Annotated in this window: 18 protein-coding genes; 7 read left to right on the top strand and 11 right to left on the bottom strand. The window is 66.7% G+C overall.

What is annotated here, in order from left to right; translation table 11 throughout:
* Positions 1-4: 4 nt before the first annotated feature.
* The 6 genes from VA613_RS06500 to VA613_RS06475 form a co-directional block, all read right to left on the bottom strand.
* Positions 5-2242, bottom strand: a complete 2238-nt coding sequence (locus VA613_RS06500; protein ID WP_324781048.1) for a putative bifunctional diguanylate cyclase/phosphodiesterase — start codon at positions 2240-2242, stop codon at positions 5-7.
* A 142-nt stretch (positions 2243-2384) separates the two neighbouring features.
* Positions 2385-2840 carry a hydrogenase maturation protease gene (locus VA613_RS06495; RefSeq protein ID WP_324781047.1) on the bottom strand — a complete coding sequence of 152 codons (456 nt, stop codon included), beginning with the start codon at positions 2838-2840 and terminating at the stop codon, positions 2385-2387.
* Positions 2837-4135 (bottom strand): Ni/Fe hydrogenase subunit alpha, encoded by a 1299-nt coding sequence (locus VA613_RS06490; protein ID WP_324781046.1) that lies wholly within the window; start codon positions 4133-4135, stop codon positions 2837-2839. The genes VA613_RS06495 and VA613_RS06490 overlap by 4 nt, the downstream gene beginning before the upstream one ends.
* Positions 4128-4931: an NADH-quinone oxidoreductase subunit B family protein gene (locus tag VA613_RS06485; RefSeq protein ID WP_324781045.1), complete on the bottom strand. Its 804-nt coding sequence runs from the start codon at positions 4929-4931 to the stop codon at positions 4128-4130. The genes VA613_RS06490 and VA613_RS06485 overlap by 8 nt, the downstream gene beginning before the upstream one ends.
* Positions 4931-5779 (bottom strand): FAD/NAD(P)-binding protein, encoded by an 849-nt coding sequence (locus tag VA613_RS06480; protein WP_324781044.1) that lies wholly within the window; start codon positions 5777-5779, stop codon positions 4931-4933. Before VA613_RS06480 ends, VA613_RS06485 begins: the two co-directional genes overlap by 1 nt.
* The gene (locus tag VA613_RS06475) at positions 5776-6912 is read right to left on the bottom strand and encodes a 4Fe-4S dicluster domain-containing protein (protein WP_324781043.1); all 1137 of its coding nucleotides are present in this window, start codon (positions 6910-6912) and stop codon (positions 5776-5778) included. The genes VA613_RS06480 and VA613_RS06475 overlap by 4 nt, the downstream gene beginning before the upstream one ends.
* A gap of 149 nt (positions 6913-7061) precedes the next feature.
* Between VA613_RS06475 and VA613_RS06470 the strand changes: the two genes are divergently transcribed.
* A complete protein-coding gene (locus VA613_RS06470) occupies positions 7062-7727 on the top strand; it encodes a mechanosensitive ion channel family protein (RefSeq protein ID WP_324781042.1) in 666 nt (221 codons plus the stop codon).
* Positions 7728-7758: 31 nt separating this feature from the next.
* Here VA613_RS06470 and VA613_RS06465 read toward each other — a convergent pair whose 3' ends face one another.
* The 3 genes from VA613_RS06465 to VA613_RS06455 are packed head-to-tail and all read right to left on the bottom strand — an operon-like array spanning position 7759 to position 10166.
* Positions 7759-8649 (bottom strand): pseudouridine synthase, encoded by an 891-nt coding sequence (locus VA613_RS06465; RefSeq protein WP_324781041.1) that lies wholly within the window; start codon positions 8647-8649, stop codon positions 7759-7761.
* A 1-nt stretch (position 8650) separates the two neighbouring features.
* Positions 8651-9358 carry an SMC-Scp complex subunit ScpB gene (gene scpB, locus VA613_RS06460; protein WP_324781040.1) on the bottom strand — a complete coding sequence of 236 codons (708 nt, stop codon included), beginning with the start codon at positions 9356-9358 and terminating at the stop codon, positions 8651-8653.
* Positions 9339-10166, bottom strand: coding sequence for a segregation and condensation protein A (locus VA613_RS06455; protein WP_324781039.1), 828 nt, complete (start codon positions 10164-10166; stop codon positions 9339-9341). The genes scpB and VA613_RS06455 overlap by 20 nt, the downstream gene beginning before the upstream one ends.
* Before the next feature lie 122 nt (positions 10167-10288).
* Here VA613_RS06455 and VA613_RS06450 point away from each other — a divergent pair, with 122 nt between their 5' ends.
* The 3 genes from VA613_RS06450 to VA613_RS06440 all read left to right on the top strand — a co-directional run bounded on the left by VA613_RS06450 (position 10289) and on the right by VA613_RS06440 (position 11965).
* Positions 10289-10894 carry a TetR/AcrR family transcriptional regulator gene (locus VA613_RS06450; RefSeq protein WP_324781038.1) on the top strand — a complete coding sequence of 202 codons (606 nt, stop codon included), beginning with the start codon at positions 10289-10291 and terminating at the stop codon, positions 10892-10894.
* A gap of 215 nt (positions 10895-11109) precedes the next feature.
* Positions 11110-11343: a sulfurtransferase TusA family protein gene (locus tag VA613_RS06445; protein WP_324781037.1), complete on the top strand. Its 234-nt coding sequence runs from the start codon at positions 11110-11112 to the stop codon at positions 11341-11343.
* A gap of 10 nt (positions 11344-11353) precedes the next feature.
* On the top strand, positions 11354-11965 hold the full coding sequence (locus VA613_RS06440) for a DsrE/DsrF/DrsH-like family protein (RefSeq protein ID WP_456129308.1): 612 nt from the start codon (positions 11354-11356) through the stop codon (positions 11963-11965).
* 144 nt (positions 11966-12109) lie between these two features.
* On the opposite strand, the gene VA613_RS06435 is transcribed toward VA613_RS06440, so the two are convergent.
* Together VA613_RS06435 and hflX are read right to left on the bottom strand one after the other, a co-directional pair.
* Positions 12110-12781 (bottom strand): DUF2971 domain-containing protein, encoded by a 672-nt coding sequence (locus VA613_RS06435; protein WP_324781036.1) that lies wholly within the window; start codon positions 12779-12781, stop codon positions 12110-12112.
* Positions 12782-13021: 240 nt separating this feature from the next.
* On the bottom strand, positions 13022-14431 hold the full coding sequence (gene hflX, locus VA613_RS06430; RefSeq protein WP_324781035.1) for a GTPase HflX: 1410 nt from the start codon (positions 14429-14431) through the stop codon (positions 13022-13024).
* A 203-nt stretch (positions 14432-14634) separates the two neighbouring features.
* Here hflX and VA613_RS06425 point away from each other — a divergent pair, with 203 nt between their 5' ends.
* Genes VA613_RS06425 through VA613_RS06415 form a run of 3 tightly spaced genes read left to right on the top strand, consistent with a single transcriptional unit; the run spans position 14635 to position 18064 of the window.
* Positions 14635-14946 (top strand): type II toxin-antitoxin system Phd/YefM family antitoxin, encoded by a 312-nt coding sequence (locus VA613_RS06425; protein ID WP_324781034.1) that lies wholly within the window; start codon positions 14635-14637, stop codon positions 14944-14946.
* Positions 14939-15325 carry a type II toxin-antitoxin system RelE/ParE family toxin gene (locus VA613_RS06420; protein WP_324781033.1) on the top strand — a complete coding sequence of 129 codons (387 nt, stop codon included), beginning with the start codon at positions 14939-14941 and terminating at the stop codon, positions 15323-15325. The genes VA613_RS06425 and VA613_RS06420 overlap by 8 nt, the downstream gene beginning before the upstream one ends.
* Before the next feature lie 39 nt (positions 15326-15364).
* Positions 15365-18064, top strand: coding sequence for a DEAD/DEAH box helicase family protein (locus tag VA613_RS06415; protein ID WP_324781032.1), 2700 nt, complete (start codon positions 15365-15367; stop codon positions 18062-18064).
* Positions 18065-18072 lie beyond the last annotated feature (8 nt).

Raw genomic sequence — 18072 nt, 5'->3', positions numbered from 1 at the left:
CGCCCTAACGCCTGCCGCGACGCGGGCGGCTGCCGAGGCGCGCCGCGAAGTCCGCCGCGTCCAGCGGCCGGCTCATCAGGTAGCCCTGGCCGAACTCGCAACCGTGCTCGCGCAGGAAATCGTATTGCGCCTGGGTCTCGATGCCCTCGGCGACCGTTTCGAGCTCGAGTCCCTTCGCCAGCGCCAGGATGGTGGTGACGATCTGGGTGTCGCCGGCCTGCCCCGGGATGCGGCTGACGAAGGACTGGTCGATCTTCAATGAATGGAAGGGCAGCTGCTTGAGGTAGCTCAGGCTCGAATAGCCGGTTCCGAAGTCGTCGAGCGACAGCCGCACGCCCATCTCGCGCAGTGCCGCAAGGGCCAGGCGCACGTCGTCGTTCACGATCAGCATCACGTTCTCGGTGATCTCGAGCTCGAGATGTGCGGGCGCGAGGCCGGTGCGCGCGAGCGCCCGCTCGACCGACTGCACCAGGCGCCGCCCTTCGAACTGGCGCGTCGACACGTTCACCGCGAGCGTGATGTCGTCCGCCCAGCCCTGCTTTTGCCACGCGCGCATCTGCGCGCAACCGGCCTCCAGCACCCACTCGCCGAGCGGAACGATGAGCCCGGTATCCTCGGCCGCCGGCACGAAGGCGCCGGGCATCACCAGGCCCTTTTCCGGATCGTTCCAGCGCACCAGCGCCTCGGCGCCGACGATGCGGCGGTCGTCGAGCGCGACGATGGGCTGGTAATGCAGTGTCAGCTCGCCCTGCTCCAGCGCCTGGCGCAGACGCGTTTCGAGCGTCAGCCGCTCGACCACGCGGGCGGTCTGCTGGGCGTGGTAGAAGAGGAAGCGGCTGCCGCCCTGCTCCTTGGCCTGGTACATCGCGGTGTCGGCGTGCTTGAGCAGCGTGTCGGCCGTGGTCGCGTCGTCCGGATAGAGCGCGATGCCGATGCTGACGCTGCTGTAGATGTGGGTCGGGCCGATGTCGATGGGCAGGGCCAGGCTGCTCAGCAGCCGGCTTGCGACGAGCTCGGCGTCGCACGATTCGCCGATGTCGGAGACGATCGCGACGAACTCGTCGCCGCCGAAGCGGCTCAGGTAGTCGTGCGCGCGCAGCACGCCGCGCAGCCGCGAGGCGACCTGCTGCAGCAGGAGATCGCCGGCGCCGTGGCCGAGGCCGTCGTTGACGTTCTTCAGGCGGTCGACGTCGATGAACAGCAGCGCGAGGCGTTCCTCGGTGCCCTGCCTCTCGGCCAGCATCGTGTCGAGTTCGAGGCGGAAGGCCTCGCGGTTCGGCAGTTCCGTCAGGCTGTCGTGGTAGGCGATCCGGTTGAGATGCTGCTGCGCGCTCCTGCGCTGCTCGATCTCGGACTGCAGCTGTTCGGCACGCTGCTGCAACTCGCCGGTCTGGCGCCGCACCTGGCGCCGCAGGAAGGCCGCAGCCGCCAGGGTCAGCCCCAGCAGGCCGGCGGCACCGCCTGCCGCCCACGGCAGCCAGACGGGGTAGCGCTCGGCGGGAGCGGCCTCGAGCCAGCGGCTCAGCGACGCGTAGTAGGCGGATTCCGGATCGGCCTTGAGGGCGGCGAGGTGCTTGTCGAGTGCGGCGAGCAGGGCCGGGCTCGCCTGCTTCGGCGCCGCGAAGTGAACGAAGATCGGGTTGTAGACGATGCTGGTCGCGACCACGTTGGCGTCGTGCGCATGCACGGCGGCGAACACCCGGTTCACCGCGCCGGCGTCGGCGCGGCGCTCGGCGACCGCTTCCAGCACCTGCGCGTAGGAATCGACGTAGACCGGCGTGAATGCCGCATCGAATTGCGCGGCCAGCTCGACCAGCGCCTGGCTGTGGGTGCTGCCGCGCATGAGCGCGACGCGCCGGCCTTTGAGATCGGGCAGCGACGCGATGTCGGACTGCGCATTGCGGAACACCATGCCCCAGTTTGCGAGCAGGCTCTGGCGGGTGAACTGGAAGCGGCGGGCGCGCTCCTCGCTGTAGGCGATGCCGACGAGCAGGTCGATCTCGCCCTTGTCCAGCCGCGACAGCAGGTGATCGAAACTGTCGGGAACGAAGCTCACCTGCCAGCCCTCGCGCTCGGCCACCCAGCGGATCACGTCGATCGCGATGCCTTCGGGCGCTCCGTCACGCGGCGTCGCGACGATGGGGGCATTGTCGAAGACCCCGACCTTGACCGGGATGGCCCAGGCCGCCGGTGCGGCGAGCCCCCACAGCAGCCAGGCCAGCAGGAGGAAACGGCGGGTCACGCGATGGGTTGTCCTTGTGATTGGCGCGAACGGAATCGGTCTTGCGCTTGCCTGAAAGTATAGGCGGCAGGCGCACCGCGAACCATGGTACAGGCTGCGCCGCCGGCCATGACCTCGTGCGCTCCATGGGGATGCGCGCGGATCAGGCCCGCTCGGCGACGCTGCCGGCAATGCGCTGCGCCAGATGGCGTGCGCTGGCGCGGACGGCCGGCCCGGGCTCGGCCTGCGGCATGGCCGTGCCGAGTTCGATGCCGTAGAGGTCGATGCGCGGCGGCAGGCTGCCGAGCGCACGCGCCAGCGCCAGCGCCTCGGCCACGCCGAAGCCATGGCTCGACACGCCTCGCGCATAGCCGGGCCAGTCGTCCTCATCGAAATGCCGCACCTCGCCCGGCGTGCCGCCACCCTGCATGGCATCGACCAGGATCAGCCAGTCGCAGCGTTCGAGATGCGGAACCAGGCTCGCACCCGGACGGTCGAGCTTCGCGACGACGACGCGTTCGCCGGTGCCGACGCCCGCTTCCAGCAGCGCATCGACCACGAGCCAGCCGGCCTGGTCGTCTCCGGCCGGCGAACCGACGCCGAGGATGCGCACCTTCATCGCGCGACGTTCAGCGTGAGGAAATGCGTCGCGCAGGAAATGCAGGGATCGTAGTTGCGGATGACCTTCTCGCAATGCAGGCGCAACACGTCGTCCGGCCGGTCGAGGCCGAAGGTCAGCAGCGACAGCCGCAGGTCCTCCTCGATGCGCGCCTGGTTCTGGCTGGTCGGCGGCACGATGCGCGCGTTGACGACGCGGCCCTCCGCGTCCATTTCGTAGCGATGCCACAGGAGGCCGCGCGGCGCCTCGGTGCAGCCGGTCGCCACGCCGGCGCGCGGGGTGACCTCGACCCAGGGCGAATCCGGCACGCGGTAGTCCGCCAGCAGGCGCAGCGCCTCGTGCAGCGCGAGCAGGATCTCGACCGCGCGGGCCAGCAGGCTGTGGAACACATTGCGGCTCGGCAGTGCGAGTCCCGTCTCGGCGAGCAGCACCCGCATGCCCTGCGGCAGGTGGGTGTGATTGAGGTTCAGGCGCGCCAGCGGACCGACCAGGTAGGGGCGTCCGCGGTAGCTGCTGAACAGGGCCGTCGAGTGCGGCTCGTGGCGCTCGGCGAAGTGCGCGTCGAATTCGTCGGCGCCGATGCGCAGCCCGTCGCTGGTGCCGATGTCGCCGAGCTCGACCGCGTAGTCGCCGGCGTGCCGCATGGCGACGGAGACGAATTCCTGGTCGTCCGGCGGCATCGGGATTGCCGCCGCCCAGCGCACCAGTGCCTCGGCCTCGGGCAGCGCGGCGTGCAGCTTCTCGCGCAGTTCGCGGACGCGCGCCGCGGCCGGCGCGCCATGGAAGCCGCCGATGCGCACGCCGACCGGATGCACCGAACGCGCACCGAACAGGTCCATCAGCTCGTTGCCCAGCGCCTGCAGGCGCAGGCCGCGGCGGACTTCGTCCGGCGCGATCCGTGCCAGCTCGATCGCGTTGCCGCAGCCGAAGAAGTCGGGGGCGGCAAGCAGGTGGATGTGCAGGCTGTGGCTCTGGATCCATTCGCCGCAGTAGAACACCCGGCGCATGGCACGCGCCCACGGCGTCAGCTCGACGTTGAAGAGGCGTTCCAGCGCCTGCGCCGCCGTCACCTGGTAGGCGACCGGGCAGATGCCGCAGATGCGTGCGACGAGGTCGGGGATCTCGGTGTAGTGGCGGCCTTCGAGGAACTTCTCGAAGAAGCGCGGCGGCTCGAAGATGCGCAGCCGCAGCTGGGTGATGTTGCCCCCCTCGATGCGCAGGTCGAGCGCGCCCTCGCCTTCGACCCGCGCCAGCACCGGTACGTGGATCGCCACGCTGCGCCGCGTCTCACTCATCGCCTTCGACTCCTGCATGGATCCGGGCGGCCGCGGCGAGGAAGACCGGCGCCTGGCTGTTGATCGACTGGAAGCGCCGCACCACCGCCTCCGGCGCGAGCCCGAGATGGCGGAACTGCGCGGCCAGCGCATCGGTGTTCGCGTTCTCGGCCGGCCCGTAGCAGCCGTAGCAATCGCGCCCGAGGCTCGGGCACAGGGCACCGCAGCCCGCGCGCGTCACCGGCCCCATGCAGGCGATGCCGCGGCTCACCAGCACGCACGGATAGCCGAGGCGCTTGCATTCGGTGCACACCTTGTCGGCGTTGTCGCGCGGCGCCACGCCCAGCAGCAGCGCGTTCACCACCGCGAGCATCTGCGGCCCGCTGACCGGACAGCCCCACAGCTCGAAATCCACCTTGACGTGGCTCGCGATCGGGGTCGAGCGCTCCAGGCTCGCGATGGCCTCGGGATGTTCGTAGATCTGCGCCAGCCATTGCGCCGCGTCCGCGCCGTTGCGCAGGCCCTGGATGCCGCCCGAGGTGGCGCACGCGCCGATGGCGATCAGCATGCGGCTGTGTTCGCGGATGCGGCGGATGCGCTCGAGGTCCTCGGGCGTCGACACGCTGCCCTCGACGAAGGCGACGTCGACCTCGGTGTCGGGGTCGAGCGGCCCCGCCTCCGCGAAATGCACCAGGTCGACCCGCTCGGCCAGCGCCAGCAGGTCCTCGCCGAGATTGAGGAAGGCCAGCTGGCAGCCGTCGCACGAGCTGAACTTGTGCACCGCAACGCGGGGCTTCGGAGTCGGCTGCGCGTTCATCAGTAGCCCCGGTGCGCGAGCAGGCCCTTGACCTGGCCCCAGTTGAACACCGGGCCGTCGCGGCAGACGAAGGCGCCGCCGAACTGGCAATGCCCGCAGCGGCCCACTGCGCACTGCATGTTGCGCTCCATGCTGAGATAGAGGCGCGACTCCGGAAGCCCGCGTCCCAGCAGGCTCTCCGCCGCGGCGCGCATCATGCCTTCGGGCCCGCACATCAGTGCGACCGCACAGTCGATCCTGAAGTTGGCGAGCCCGAACAGGTCCGTCACGCGGCCCACGTGCCAGGGCCACAGCGAGCCGCCCTGGCTCGCCGCGACCAGCACCTGGGTGTCGGGCAGCTTCGCCCAGCGGTCGTACTGCTCGCGCCAGATCAGGTCCTCGGCGTGCTTGACGCCCTGCACGATGACGAGCTTGCCGAAGCGTTCGCGCCGCTTCAGCACGTAGTGGATCACCGACACCACCGGCGCGCAGCCGAGTCCGCCGGTCACCAGCACGACGTCGCAGCCGCTCACTTCCTGCAGCGGCCAGCCGCGGCCGAACGGGCCGCGCAGCCCGACGCGGTCGCCGGGCGCGAGCGCGGCGAGCCCGCGGGTGACGCGTCCCTGCGCGCGGATGGTGTGGCCGATGACGTCCCGTTCCTCGGGGTCCGACATGATCGAGATCGGCACCTCGCCGACGCCGGGCAGATAGAGCATGTTGAACTGGCCGGGCGCGAAGCGGTAGGCGGCCTGCGCGGCCGTATCGTCGAGGCGGACCTGCAGCGTGAAGATGCTCGGCGACTCCTGCGTGCGCGCGACCACGGTCGCCGCGTGCGGCGTGCCGGCGTCAAGCACGGCGGGTGCGCTCACGGCTCGCTTCCCACCGTCAGCGCCGCGACTTCCTCGGTGAGGTCGATGCCGACCGGACACCAGGCGATGCAGCGGCCGCAGCCGGTGCAGCCGCTGCGGCCGAACTGGTCGTGCCAGGTCGCGAGCTTGTGCGTCAGCCACTGGCGGTAGCGGGCGCGGATGTCGGGGCGCACGTTGAAGCCGTGCAGATGCCCGTGCGCCTCGCCGAAGCACGAGTCCCAGATGCGCTCGTGGCGGCTGCTTTCGCCGTCGAGCGAGGGCGCGTCGAGCTCGGCATGGCAGAAGCAGGTCGGACAGACGGCGGTGCAGTTGCCGCAGGCGAGGCAGCGGGCCGCGACCACATCCCACTGCGGATGTTCGAGCCGCGCCATCAGGGCGTCGCGCAGCGTTTCCCCGGTTGCGGCGACGGTCTGCGTCAGGCTGCGCACCTGCGTCGCCGCGGCGGCCTCCCCCTGGGCGCGCGCCGCGTCGATCTGCCCGGACGTGGCCGGCACCAGGTCGAGCGCGTCGTACACGGCCTGCCCGGCTTCGCTCCCGGCCACGACGACGAAGCCGTCCGGCAGTTCGGCAAGCGCGAGATCGTAGCCGGCGGTCGGCGTCGGGCCGTCGCCGGTCGACGCGCAGAAGCAGGTCGCCGCGGGCACCGCGCACTGCACCGCGACGAGGAAGAACTGCGCGCGCCGCGCGGCGTAATGCAGGTCGCGCCGGTCTTCGCGCAGGAAGTGCGCATCCTGCAGGGCCAGCGCCGCGAGATCGCAGGCACGCACGCCGATGAGCGCCTTCTTCTCGGCAGGCGGCGGAACCGCGGCGAACTGCAGCCGCCCGGCCGCGTCGCGCTCGACGCGCCACAGCGTCTCCTGCGAAGCGAAGGCGTGCGGCTTGATCGCCTGCGGGCCGTTGACCCAGGCGAAATAGCGATCCTGGGGATCCCGGGTCAGCCGATAACGGCCTGCGCCCTGCTCGGCCTGCAGCCCCCGCGTCAGGCCCTCGCCCGCCGCCAGTTCGCGCAGGACGATGGCGCCGTTTTCCGCCGCGGGCCTGTAGCACCGGTACCCGAGGTCGGCCAGCGCCGACAGCAGCGCGGGCAGGCGACCAATCGGCAGGAATCCAGCGCGAGCGGGACAGGCGAACATGGGCCGGGAAGTGAGCGTCGTTTGTTTGTTACAGTGTAAGCATAAAATCGCCGGGCCGACAGGCGGCCGCGCGGCGTGCCGGCGCCCCGCGGGCCGTCATGATGCGTTCGTTATAATGCGGCATGTCCGCGGTTATGGAGGAGTGTTCCATGCAGCAACAACTCGATGTGTTCGTCGCCTCGCTCACGTCATTCTGGACCCAGCTCGCCGGATACGTGCCGCAATTGCTGGCCGCGCTGGTGCTGCTGTTCGTGGGCTGGCTGTTTGCCAATCTGGTGCGCACCGGCGTCACCAAGCTGCTCGACGTGCTCCGCTTCGACACCCTCGCCGAAAAGACCGGCATCGAAGCCTTCCTCAAGCAGGGGAACCTCAACATCACGCTGTCGCGCCTGCTCGCGCGCCTCGCCTACTGGGTCGTGATCTTCATCGTGATCGTCACCGTGGCCAACAGCCTCGGCCTGCACATGGTCGCCGACCTGTTCAACAAGATCGTGCTCTACATCCCCAACATCATCGTCGCCATCCTGGTGCTGGTGTTCGGCGTGCTGGTCGCACGCTTCATCAACCGCATGGTGTTCGCCTACCTGAACAACATCGGCGTGCAGGGCGCGCTGACGATCAGCACGCTGTCGGAATATGCGGTGATCATCTTCGTCGTGTTCGTGGCGCTGGAGCAGCTGCAGATCGGCACCAGCCTGCTCACCGCCGCCTTCCAGATCGGCTTCGGCGCGGTGGGGCTCGCCTTCGCGCTGGCGTTCGGCCTCGGCGGCCGCGAATGGGCGGCGGGCGTCATCAAGAAGATGACCGAGAAGTAACGTCGACGACGGCGGGCAAGCGCCCGCCGCTTCAGCGTATCCGCGGCTTGCGGGTGTGCTTGTCCGGTACGCCGCGCGTTTGCCGGCGCGGGCTGGCCTTCATCCCCGCCCATTCCAGCACGCGCGCGACGAGATCGTCGTCGAGCTCGGTCTTCTGCCCGCGCTTCAGCTGCGGCGGCAGCGCGATCGGGCCGAAGCGGATGCGGGTCAGGCGCGACACGGTGAAGCCGAGATGTTCGAAGATGCGGCGCACCTCGCGCTTGCGGCCCTCCTTGATGACGACGCGATACCAGCGATTGGCCCCCTCGCCGCCCGCGCGGAAGCAGCTCTGCAGCTGCGCCGGGCCGTCGTCCAGTTCGACGCCGTCGAGCAGCTGCTGGATCTGCTCGTCGGTGAGCTCGCCGAGGATGCGCACGGCGTATTCGCGCTCGACCTCGAAGCGCGGGTGCATCAGCTTGTTCGCCAGCTCGCCCGAGGTGGTGAAGATCATCAGGCCGTCGGTGTTGTAGTCGAGCCGGCCGATCGAGATCCACTTGGCCCCGCGCAGCTTGGGCAGCGCGTCGAACACGGTGGCGCGCCCCTTGGGGTCGTCGCGGCTGACGATCTCGCCTTCCGACTTGTGGTAGATCAGGATGCGCGTGCGGCGCGTGTCCTCGAAGCGCAGGTAGACGCGCCGTCCGCTGACCTTGACGATGTCGCGCGGGCCGACCTTGCTGCCGAGCGTGGCGGTCTCGCCGTTGACCTGCACGCGGCCCTCGGCGATCCATTCCTCCATTTCGCGGCGCGAGCCGAGGCCGGCCGAGGCCAGCGCCTTGTGCAGGCGCTCGGCCGGCGCTTCCGGCGCGGTGGCCTGCTGCAGGCGGGCGGCGGCGCGCCCCTTGGGGGCGGCCGGCGCGCGCCGGATGGGGGATGGACGGGACATGTCAGGCGGTCTCTGTAAGGGTGGGGGCAGCGGTTTCGATCACCGCGCCGAACATGGGGGCTGGGTGGGTACCGGCCACTTCGATCAGGGCGCCGAAGGCTTGGACCTCGCCCGTTTCGCGCAGCTCGGGAATCAGCGCGGTCTCGCTCGGCGCGACCAGGTTGCCGAGCTCTTCCAGCGGCGGCAGCTCGGCCAGCGTGCGCAGGCCGAGGTCGGAGAGGAAATGGCTGGTCGTGCCGAACAGCGCCGGACGCCCGGGCACGTCGCGATGGCCGATCGCCTCGATCCAGCCGCGCTCTTCCAGCGTCTTGATGATGTTGGGGTTCACCGACACGCCGCGGATGTCCTCGATGTCGCCGCGCGTCACCGGCTGGCGGTAGGCGATGATCGCCAGCGTCTCCAGCACCGCGCGCGAATAGTGCGGCGGCTTTTCGTCCTTCAGCCGCGAAATCCACGGCTGCATCTCCGGCCGCGTCTGGAAGCGCCAGCCGTCTGCGACCTGCACCAGCTCGACGCCGCGGCCGTGCCAGGCCTGCTGCAGCGATTCGAGCGAACGGCGCAGCACGTCGTTGGCCAGGCTTTGTTTAGACCCATCCGCCTCGAACATGCGCTTGAGGTCGGCGAGCGTCAGCGGCTCGGGCGCGGCCAGCAGCGCGGCTTCGAGCACGCGCGCCAGGTCGTCCGGATTGTCATTCGGCTGAAGATTCATGGAGCTTCACGTAGATGGGGGCGAAGGGTTCGGCCTGCGTCACGTCGAGCAGGGTTTCCTTGGTGAGTTCGAGCACGGCGAGGAAGGTCACGACGAGCTCGTGCACGCTCGCGGCAGCCGGGAACAGGTCCTTGAATTCGGCGAATTCGCCCGGCGTCAGCTGCTTCAGGATGCGTGTCATGACCTCGCGAATCGACAGGTCCTGGCGGCCGATGCGGTGGTGGGTGCGCGTCTTCGCGCGCGACAGGATCGCCAGCCAGGCGGCGGCGAGCTCCTCCGGATGCACGCTCGGCAGGCGCTTGGCCGCCGCCGGCAGGAACACGCTCACGGTGTCGAAGTCGCGCCCGGCCTGCGGCAGCGCGTCGAGGTGCTGGCCGGCAAGCTTCATCTGCTCGTATTCCATCAGCCGGCGCACCAGCTCGGCGCGCGGGTCCTCGCCCTCGCCCGCCTCCTCGGCCTGCTCGCGGCGCGGCAGCAGCATGCGCGACTTGATGTCGATCAGCATCGCCGCCATCAGCAGGTATTCCGCCGCGAGCTCCAGCTTGGTCGCCCGCGCCGCCTCGACGTAAGCCATGTACTGCCGGGTCAGGTCAGCCATCGGGATGTCGAGGACGTCGAGGTTCTGCCTGCGGATCAGGTACAGCAGCAGGTCGAGCGGGCCCTCGAAGGCTTCGAGGAAGACCTCGAGCGCATCGGGCGGAATGTAGAGATCCTGCGGCAGCTCGGTGAGCGGCTCGCCTCGCACCTTGATGACGGGCGCGGCGGGGGCGGCTTCGGGGGCGGGATCGAGAAGCGCGGCTTCGGTCATGGGCGGCATTTTACCCGAGGACCCTGCCCGGCCCGGGGAATTTGGCCACAGTTTCCCGGCTGAATGAGCAGGCCTCGCCCCCCGGCTTGCATTTTACCGAACGGTCAACTAGCATCCGGCTCATGAACGCTGCCACCGATACCCGCTCCCGCATCATCGCCGCCGCCAAGCCGCGCTTCCATTCGCGCAGCTATGCCAACGTCGGCATCCAGGAAATCTGCGAGAGCGCCGGTGTGCAGAAAGGCAGCTTCTACCACTTCTTCCCGTCCAAGCGCGACCTCGTGCTCGCCGTCATCGACGAATTCGCCGACGAATGGGCCCACGGCTTCGTCGCCGAGGCCTTCGACCCCGCCCTGCCGCCGATGGAGCGCATCGACTACCTGGTCGACGCCGCCTACTTCTGGCAGAAGTCGATCAAGCAGGTGCACGGCCGCATGCTCGGCTGCATCTTCGGCAACCTCACGCTCGAAGTCAGCACCCAGGACGACATCCTGCGCGCCAAGCTGCTGGCGATCTTCTCGCGCGCCAAGACGCGCTTCAAGGCGACGCTGGAGGAAGCCGTGGCCGCCGGCACCATCGCACCTCTCGATTCGGATCTGACCGCCGAGGCGATGCTGGCCTACCTCGAAGGCGTGATCCTCTTGGCCAAGTCGCAGAACGACCCCGAGGTGATCTACCGCCTCGGCCCCGCCATCAAGACGCTGCGCGTCGAAACGGCCCGCGACTGAGATCATGCACGCGGACCGGTTTTTTTTCGCCTGCCACTTAACCGACCGGTCTAGCAACGCAAAAACGTTGCCGTTCGTCCTGAGCTTGTCGAAGGACCTGTTCACTATTTCCGTAAGGACCCGGCTGCTCCTTGCCTGCCATTCCCGCTTTTCCCCCGGCAATTTTTTTGCCGATTCTCTTGACCGTACGGTCATCTACTAGAGGAGGTTTCACCATGAGCACGCACGCAACCCAGACCCTGGACGCCCGCGGCATGAACTGCCCGCTGCCCATCCTGCGCACCAAGAAGGCCCTGACCGGGCTCGGCAAGGGCGACACCCTCGCCGTCGTGTCGACCGACCCCGGCTCGCTCAAGGACATGCAGGCCTTTTGCAAGCAGACCGGCAACGAACTGGTCTCGTCGAGCGAGAACCAGGGCGAGTTCGCCTTCCTGATCCGCAAGAGCTAAGGAGACCATCATGGGCGCCCCCGAAAAAATGCTTGCCGAACACCTCACACCGGCGCTGCTCGACCAGTGGTTCGACCAGCGCTTCGAAGCAAAGATGGCCGAGCGCGAAGCCGCGCACGTGCCCTCGCTGTCGATCATCGCCACCAAGGGCACGATGGACTGGGCCTACCCGCCCTTCATCCTCGCCTCCACCGCCGGCGCGCTGGGCTGGGACGTGTCGGTGTTCTTCACCTTCTACGGCCTCGAACTGCTGAAGAAGAACCTGCACCTTGAGATCAGCCCGCTCGGCAACCCCAGCATGCCGATGAAGATGCCGTTCGGCCCGCAGTGGCTCAAGGACATCAACTGGCACATCCCCAACGCCGTCATGGCCGGCGTGCCCGGCTTCGAGAAGGTCGCGACCGGATTGATGAAGCAGACGGTGAAGAGCAAGGGTGTGGCCAGCATCGACGAACTGCGCAGCGCCTGCCTCGAAGCCGACGCCAAGCTCTACGCCTGCCAGATGACGGTGGACCTGTTCGGCTATTCGCAGGACGAGTTCATCCCCGAGATCGCGGGGTGGATCGGCGCGGCGAGTTTCCTGCCGCAGGCGCAGAAGTCGGATGTATGTCTGTTTATCTGAGTCGTGTCATGCCGCGGTCGCGCTGATGCATCGGTGCGGCCCGGGCAATCGGGGTAATAGGGATGTCGTTTGACAAGACCTAACCCCGATGCTCGTGCTCGCGAGCCCGTATTGATGAATGGGTTAGGACTACGAGGCACATCTTCACCAAACTTCGAGAGGTTCGCGTCCCGCATACAAAGCAGATTGCGCAACTCTCCCGGGGAATCCCAATTGTTCCTTCAAAAAATGTTTGTACGCCCTGACATATGGATCAGGGGCACGAGGGTCGATCAAGACACTTTCAATAAGCACAAATGGATCAATTGGAACCCTAATGCCTAGTGACGTTTCGTTTGTATCAGCACCTTGCTTATATATGGCGACTCGCACCTCCGACTCATGCTTAAACGCGAGGCGTTTCATGAAAAGTGAATCAAATGCGACAGATAGCCGGAATGATTGTGCGAGCTCGTCGGCGATTGCTTCAATTTCGTAGTTAAGTTCGCTCTCTCGCTTGTATTTCACGTCCTTTAGGCGAAAGTCCATTCCACTTGCTTTGAGTTGCTCGCGTAGCTTTTGTTTGTTGGTTCGGATTCTCACCCCAAGCTGGTTTGGTGAGTAGATACGCCACATGGCGTCAGACACACCACTCTTGCACCAGCACTGAGCAAAGATGTTCGGCGAAAGCCGATGCTCGAGTAGCTTTTCACAGGGATCTTCCCATGCGGATGGGTGAGAAAAATACAATTGCTTTGACTCAAACAAATCTACGAGTCGATCAAATCCGAGTATTCGATAAAGCGAAGAGTCACCTCGACGTGGAGCTTCAACCATACGGATTCCTAGATACTTGGGTAACTTGGACGGCGCGCCATCTACATCGGCAAGATCGTCAAAGCATGGGCGAAAGTTGTTTGATTAGGCAGAACTTTACGCCCTGCCCGTTCGCTCCAGCAAACCTAAAAAATCACGGATCGGAGTTCACGCAATACTTCAAATTCGCCTTCCTCACCCGACCCCCCCCCCACATCCTGCTACCGCTTCGCAAAATGCAGCGTCAGCCCGGCATTTCCCTCAGGCCTGACCAATCTTCTCGCGCAGGCTGTCCAGATCCGCCTGTTCGCCGCGGACGCGGAAGAATGCGCCGTCCTCGTCGGCGCGCTCTTCCAGCACTTCGCAGCGGGCGAAGACCTCGCCACGCAGCTGCTGGGCGGCCCAGGGCAGGAAGAGTTCGGTTTCGACGAGATCCTTCTGGAAGAACGCGACGATGGCGCGGTGCAGCTTCGCGACGTCCTGCGGGCGGCGCGCGCTCATCACGATGCAGCCCGGGTAGCGGGCGTGCAGTTCGGCTGCGCGTTCGGCTTGCGTCGTGGCGCCGCCGACGTGGTCGATCTTGTTGAAGATGCGCAGGCGCGGCACGTCCTGCGCACCGATCTCGTTCAGCACGTCCTCGGTGGCTTCGATCTGCCGTTCGAAGCCGGGGTCGCTGGCGTCGACGACGTGGAGCAGCAGCGAGGCGTCGAGCGCCTCTTCGAGCGTGGACTTGAACGACGCGACCAGCCCGTGCGGCAGGTTCTTGATGAAGCCGACCGTGTCGCTGACCAGCACACGCGGGATGCTCTCGGGGTGCAGGGTGCGCACGGTGGTGTCGAGCGTGGCGAAGAGCTTGTTGGCGACCAGCACTTCGCTGCCGGTGAGGGCACGCATCAGGGTGGACTTGCCGGCGTTGGTGTAGCCGACCAGCGCGACGCTGGCGAGGCCCTGGTGCGCCTGCCGCCGTGCGCGCTGGGTCTTGCGCTCGGCGTCCATCGCGGTGATTTCGAGCTGCAGTTCGGCGATGCGGTCGCGGATCTTGCGCTTGTCCAGCTCGGTATGCGACTCGCCGGCCCCGCGGCCGCCGACGCCGCTGCGCTGGCGTCCCTGCGGCCCGGCAAGCTTGGCCGCCTCGCGCAGGCGCGGGGCCATGTAGCCCAGGCGGGCGATCTCGACCTGCGCGCGCGCGGCGCGGGAGCGCGCGTTGCGGTGGAAGATCTCGAGGATGACCATGGTGCGGTCCATTACCTCGCAGCCGGTTTCCTTTTCCAGGTTGCGCGCCTGCGACGGCGAGATTTCGTGGTCGACCAGAAGGGCCTCGATCGGGACGGGCGAGACCGCGTCGGCCGCGTCGTCGGCGCCGGCGACGAGCGTGGAGAGCCGATACAGGGGGTTCAGCGGCGCGCGCTCGGCCTCGGACTCGTCTGCATCAGAGGCCGATTCGCCGCGGACGAAATGGCGGATCTCCTGCCGCTTGCCGACGCCCAGGTAGGCGGTCGAATCGAAACCCGCGCGTTTCTGCGTGAAGGTGCGGGTGACGGTGTAGCCCAGCGTCTTGGCGAGTTCGCGCAACTCGGTCAGCGAGGCCTCGAACTCAAAATCGCTCACGCCCGGCAGCTGCACGGCCGCCGCGATGGCGTAGCGGGGTTTTTCATTGACGTCGTTGGGCATGCGGCGGCACTTCTGTTGTGGAGGCGAAGGCGGATAGTACCCGCCATTGCGGGACTCAACGGCATTGCCCGTGCCCGCGCAGCGGGAACACCCCTCGCCCGCTTCCGTCGCCGGCCCATGCCCCGGAGAGGCGGACTGGAGCGTTGACGCGCCCCAACATGCGCGCATAATGCACAAAGTTTTGTACAACCCAAGGAGCCGTCATGGCCTTCTCGACACAGGACGTGATTCCCCTTTCGCAGGCACGCGCCAACCTTTCCGAACTGGCCGACCAGGTGAAGGCCGGCGCGGAAAAGATCGTGACGAAGAACGGCGAAAGCTACGTCGCGCTCATCGACGCCGCGCGCCTCGACTACTACCACCAGCTCGAACGTGAACGCATCCATCTGCTGATCCTTGAAGACGCGCGCCGTGGCCTGGAAGACATCGCTGCCGGCCGCGTCGAAAACGCCGACGCCGCCCTGGCCCGCCTGCAGAAAGCGCGTGCCGGCAAGGTCGGGCGCAAGCGTGGCTGAACACGATTACGCGGTCGAGCTTGCCGCAAACTTCCTGGCCTGCTTGGACAGCATTGTCGACTTCCTCACCGCAGCAGATATTGCCCATGCATACGACGACCTGCTGACCCAACTCCGGATGGAGGTCATCCCGACTCTACACCGCTTCCCCAATCTCGGGCGACACTATCTGGACACGCCGCCCCGCTCAGTAGAGGCGCTGGCCCTGCTAGCGGCCCTGCCTCAGAGCACGGCTGATAATCTGCGGATCTACCTTTCAGGTGATTACCTGATTCTTTACATCAGCGATGACACCCGTCGTGCAGTGGTTCTGCTATCCATCCGGCATCACCGGCAGTTATCCTTCGACTTCGCGCGAATCTGGCATGGCGATGTCTGACCTCATAACAACCCAACCATTCGTCGTCGACCAACTTCCATGAGCTACCTTTATCAGGCACTGTCTGACCGGGTCGATACCTGGCGCACGGAAAATTATCCATGTGCCGACTACCCGGCCATCCGTGAAATTCTGGAGTTCGCTGTCGAGGACGACCAGAGCAGCCAACTGCGCTACCTGCGGCGCGCCCAGTTGCGCGCCCTCGAAACCTATTGGTACCTGCGCCTGATCCTCGGTACTCCGACGATCCCGGAACTGTATGCCGAGCTGTTTCCCAAGCGGCAAGAGCGCCTGCGCGCCATGGGTGTCGGTGCCAAATTGTTCGAGGAGACGGATTACGACTACGACGTGCTGGTCGAGCGCATCAAGACCGACAACACCTTCGTCCGCACACACCAGCTCGAAAGCCTGCGCGAATCACTGACGCTGGATTACGCCAGCTACATCCTCGCGCTCGCCATGGGTGCGGGCAAAACCATCCTGATGGGGAGCATTGTCGCCACCGAATTCGCGCTCGCGCAGGAATATCCAGACGGGCCCTTCGTCCAGAACGCGCTGATATTCGCACCGGGCAAGACCATCCTCAGCGCCCTGCGCGAGCTGGCCGACGTCCCCTACGAGCGCATCCTGCCGCCGCGCTTTCACAAGCCCTTCGCGGCCAGCCTCAAGCTGACCTTCACGCGCGACGGCGACAAACAGATTCCCATCGTCTGGGGCAGCAGCTTCAACATCATCGTTACCAACACCGAGAAAATCCGCATCCAGAAACCGAACGTGCGCAGCGGCGGCGGGCAGATCGCCCTGCTTGCAGGCACCAAGGCCGAAGAGGCGGCCGAGCTCGCCAACCTGCGGCTGCAGGCGATCGCCTCGCTGCCGCACCTCGCTGTCTTTTCAGACGAGGCGCATCACACCTACGGTCAGAAACTGCTCGGCAAGTGGGAAAAGGACAAGGACACCGGCGAAGAAATCTTCAAGGCTGATGGCATCAAAAAAGTCCGCCGCACCATCGATTACCTCGCGCAGGAAACCAACCTCATCGTCGTCGTCAACGCAACCGGCACGCCCTACTTCGAGCGCCAGCCCCTGCGCGACGTCGTCGTCTGGTACGGCCTGGGCGAAGGCATCCGCGACGGCGTGCTCAAGGAACTCGCCAACAACATCAAGGTATTCGACCTCGACGACGGCGAAGCCGACAGCCTGGTCTCCAGCGTCGTGACCGATTTCATTGACGACTACTGGCCAGTCAGCCTGCCCAACGGCGCTCCTGCGCGGCTGGCCATCTACTTTCCCAACATCGAAACGCGCGATGAATTGCGCGCTGCGGTCGAATCCGCCCTGGCGCTGCGCGGCCTCGGCACCGACACCGTGCTTGCGGTCGACGGCAAATCGCCGGAGGCGGTCAGGCAGGCTTTCTACGCCACCGGGTCCGACCCCAGCGCCCCACATCGCATCCTGCTGCTGGTCAACATGGGCACCGAAGGCTGGAACTGCCCCAGCCTGTTCGCCACCGCCCTGGTGCGCAAGCTCGCCAACAGCAACAACTTCGTCCTGCAGGCCGCCACGCGCTGCCTGCGCCAGGTGCCCGGCAACCGCCATCCCGCCCGCGTCTATCTCACGCCCAGCAACAGGAAAACGCTCGAATCCCAGCTGGCCGAAACCTACGGCACCAGCCTCAAGGAACTCGACGCCCAGCAGGCCGAGCGCGTGGAAAAGGAAATCGTCCTTCACAAGCCCCACCTGCCGCCGCTGCTGATCAAGAAGCGCGTCTTGCGCTATCGCCGCAAGGAAACCGGCATCGCGCCGCTGTCGTTCACGATTCCCGACGTCGCCGCCCCGGCAGCCCCGGGCATCCAGACCCTGGACATCGTCGAAACCGCTTCCGGGAAAACGACCTTGCAGCGCGTGGACGCCGGCGACGACAGCCTGCCCGCCGCGCCGCCGGAACGCGACGTCTACGCCGCCGCGGCCGAGCTCGCCGCCAACTACCACCTCGAAACCCGCGCCGTGCTCGCGGCGCTGCGCATCGCCTACGGCACGGACAGCCTGGTTCCCGATCATCACCTCGACCACCTGGGGAAACAGATCGAAACCCAGCGGGCACAGTACGAGGAACACTACGAGGAAGTCGACGTCGCCGTCGCCCTCGTCAAGCCCGACGGCTTCGACCAGCGCGAGAAGAACGGCGCCACCGTCTACACTGCCCGCATCAGCTTCGCCAAGGAACGCGAAGCCCTCTACAAGACCGCGCGCGACACCGCCGATGAAACCCTCGCGCGGGCCAGCAGCTTCCATTACGAAGGCTACAACTTCGATTCCGGCCCCGAGGCCGAATTCCTCGACTGGACGCTCGCCCTGCTCAAGAAGGAAGCGCACCGTATCGAAGGCCTGTGGTTCACCGGCGGGCTGACCGACCCGTCCAAGACCGACCTCTGCGCCGAATACCTCGGCGAAGATGGACGCTGGCACCGCTACACCCCGGATTTCGTGCTGCGCCGCGCCGACGGCAAGCACCTCGTCGTCGAAATCAAGAAGGACAGCTTCAGCCCCGACATCGCCGCTGACATGGAACGCTTCGCAAAGGGCGACGAACCGCAAACCCCCGAGGGCCGCAAGGCCGTGGCCCTCAAGCGCTGGGAGGCGCTGAACCCCGACACCCTCGCCTATCACGTGATGTTCGCCGACACCCAACTGGCCGATGCCGGCAAGCAACAGGTGCGCGACTTCATCCTGGGCAAGTGAGCGCCTCA

This window comes from Thiobacillus sp. SCUT-2, assembly GCF_035621355.1.
GTDB classification, from domain to species: Bacteria; Pseudomonadota; Gammaproteobacteria; order Burkholderiales; family Thiobacillaceae; genus Thiobacillus; species Thiobacillus sedimenti.
The sequence above is the reverse complement of the archived record's forward strand: the minus strand, read 5'-3'. Positions and strand labels throughout refer to the sequence as shown.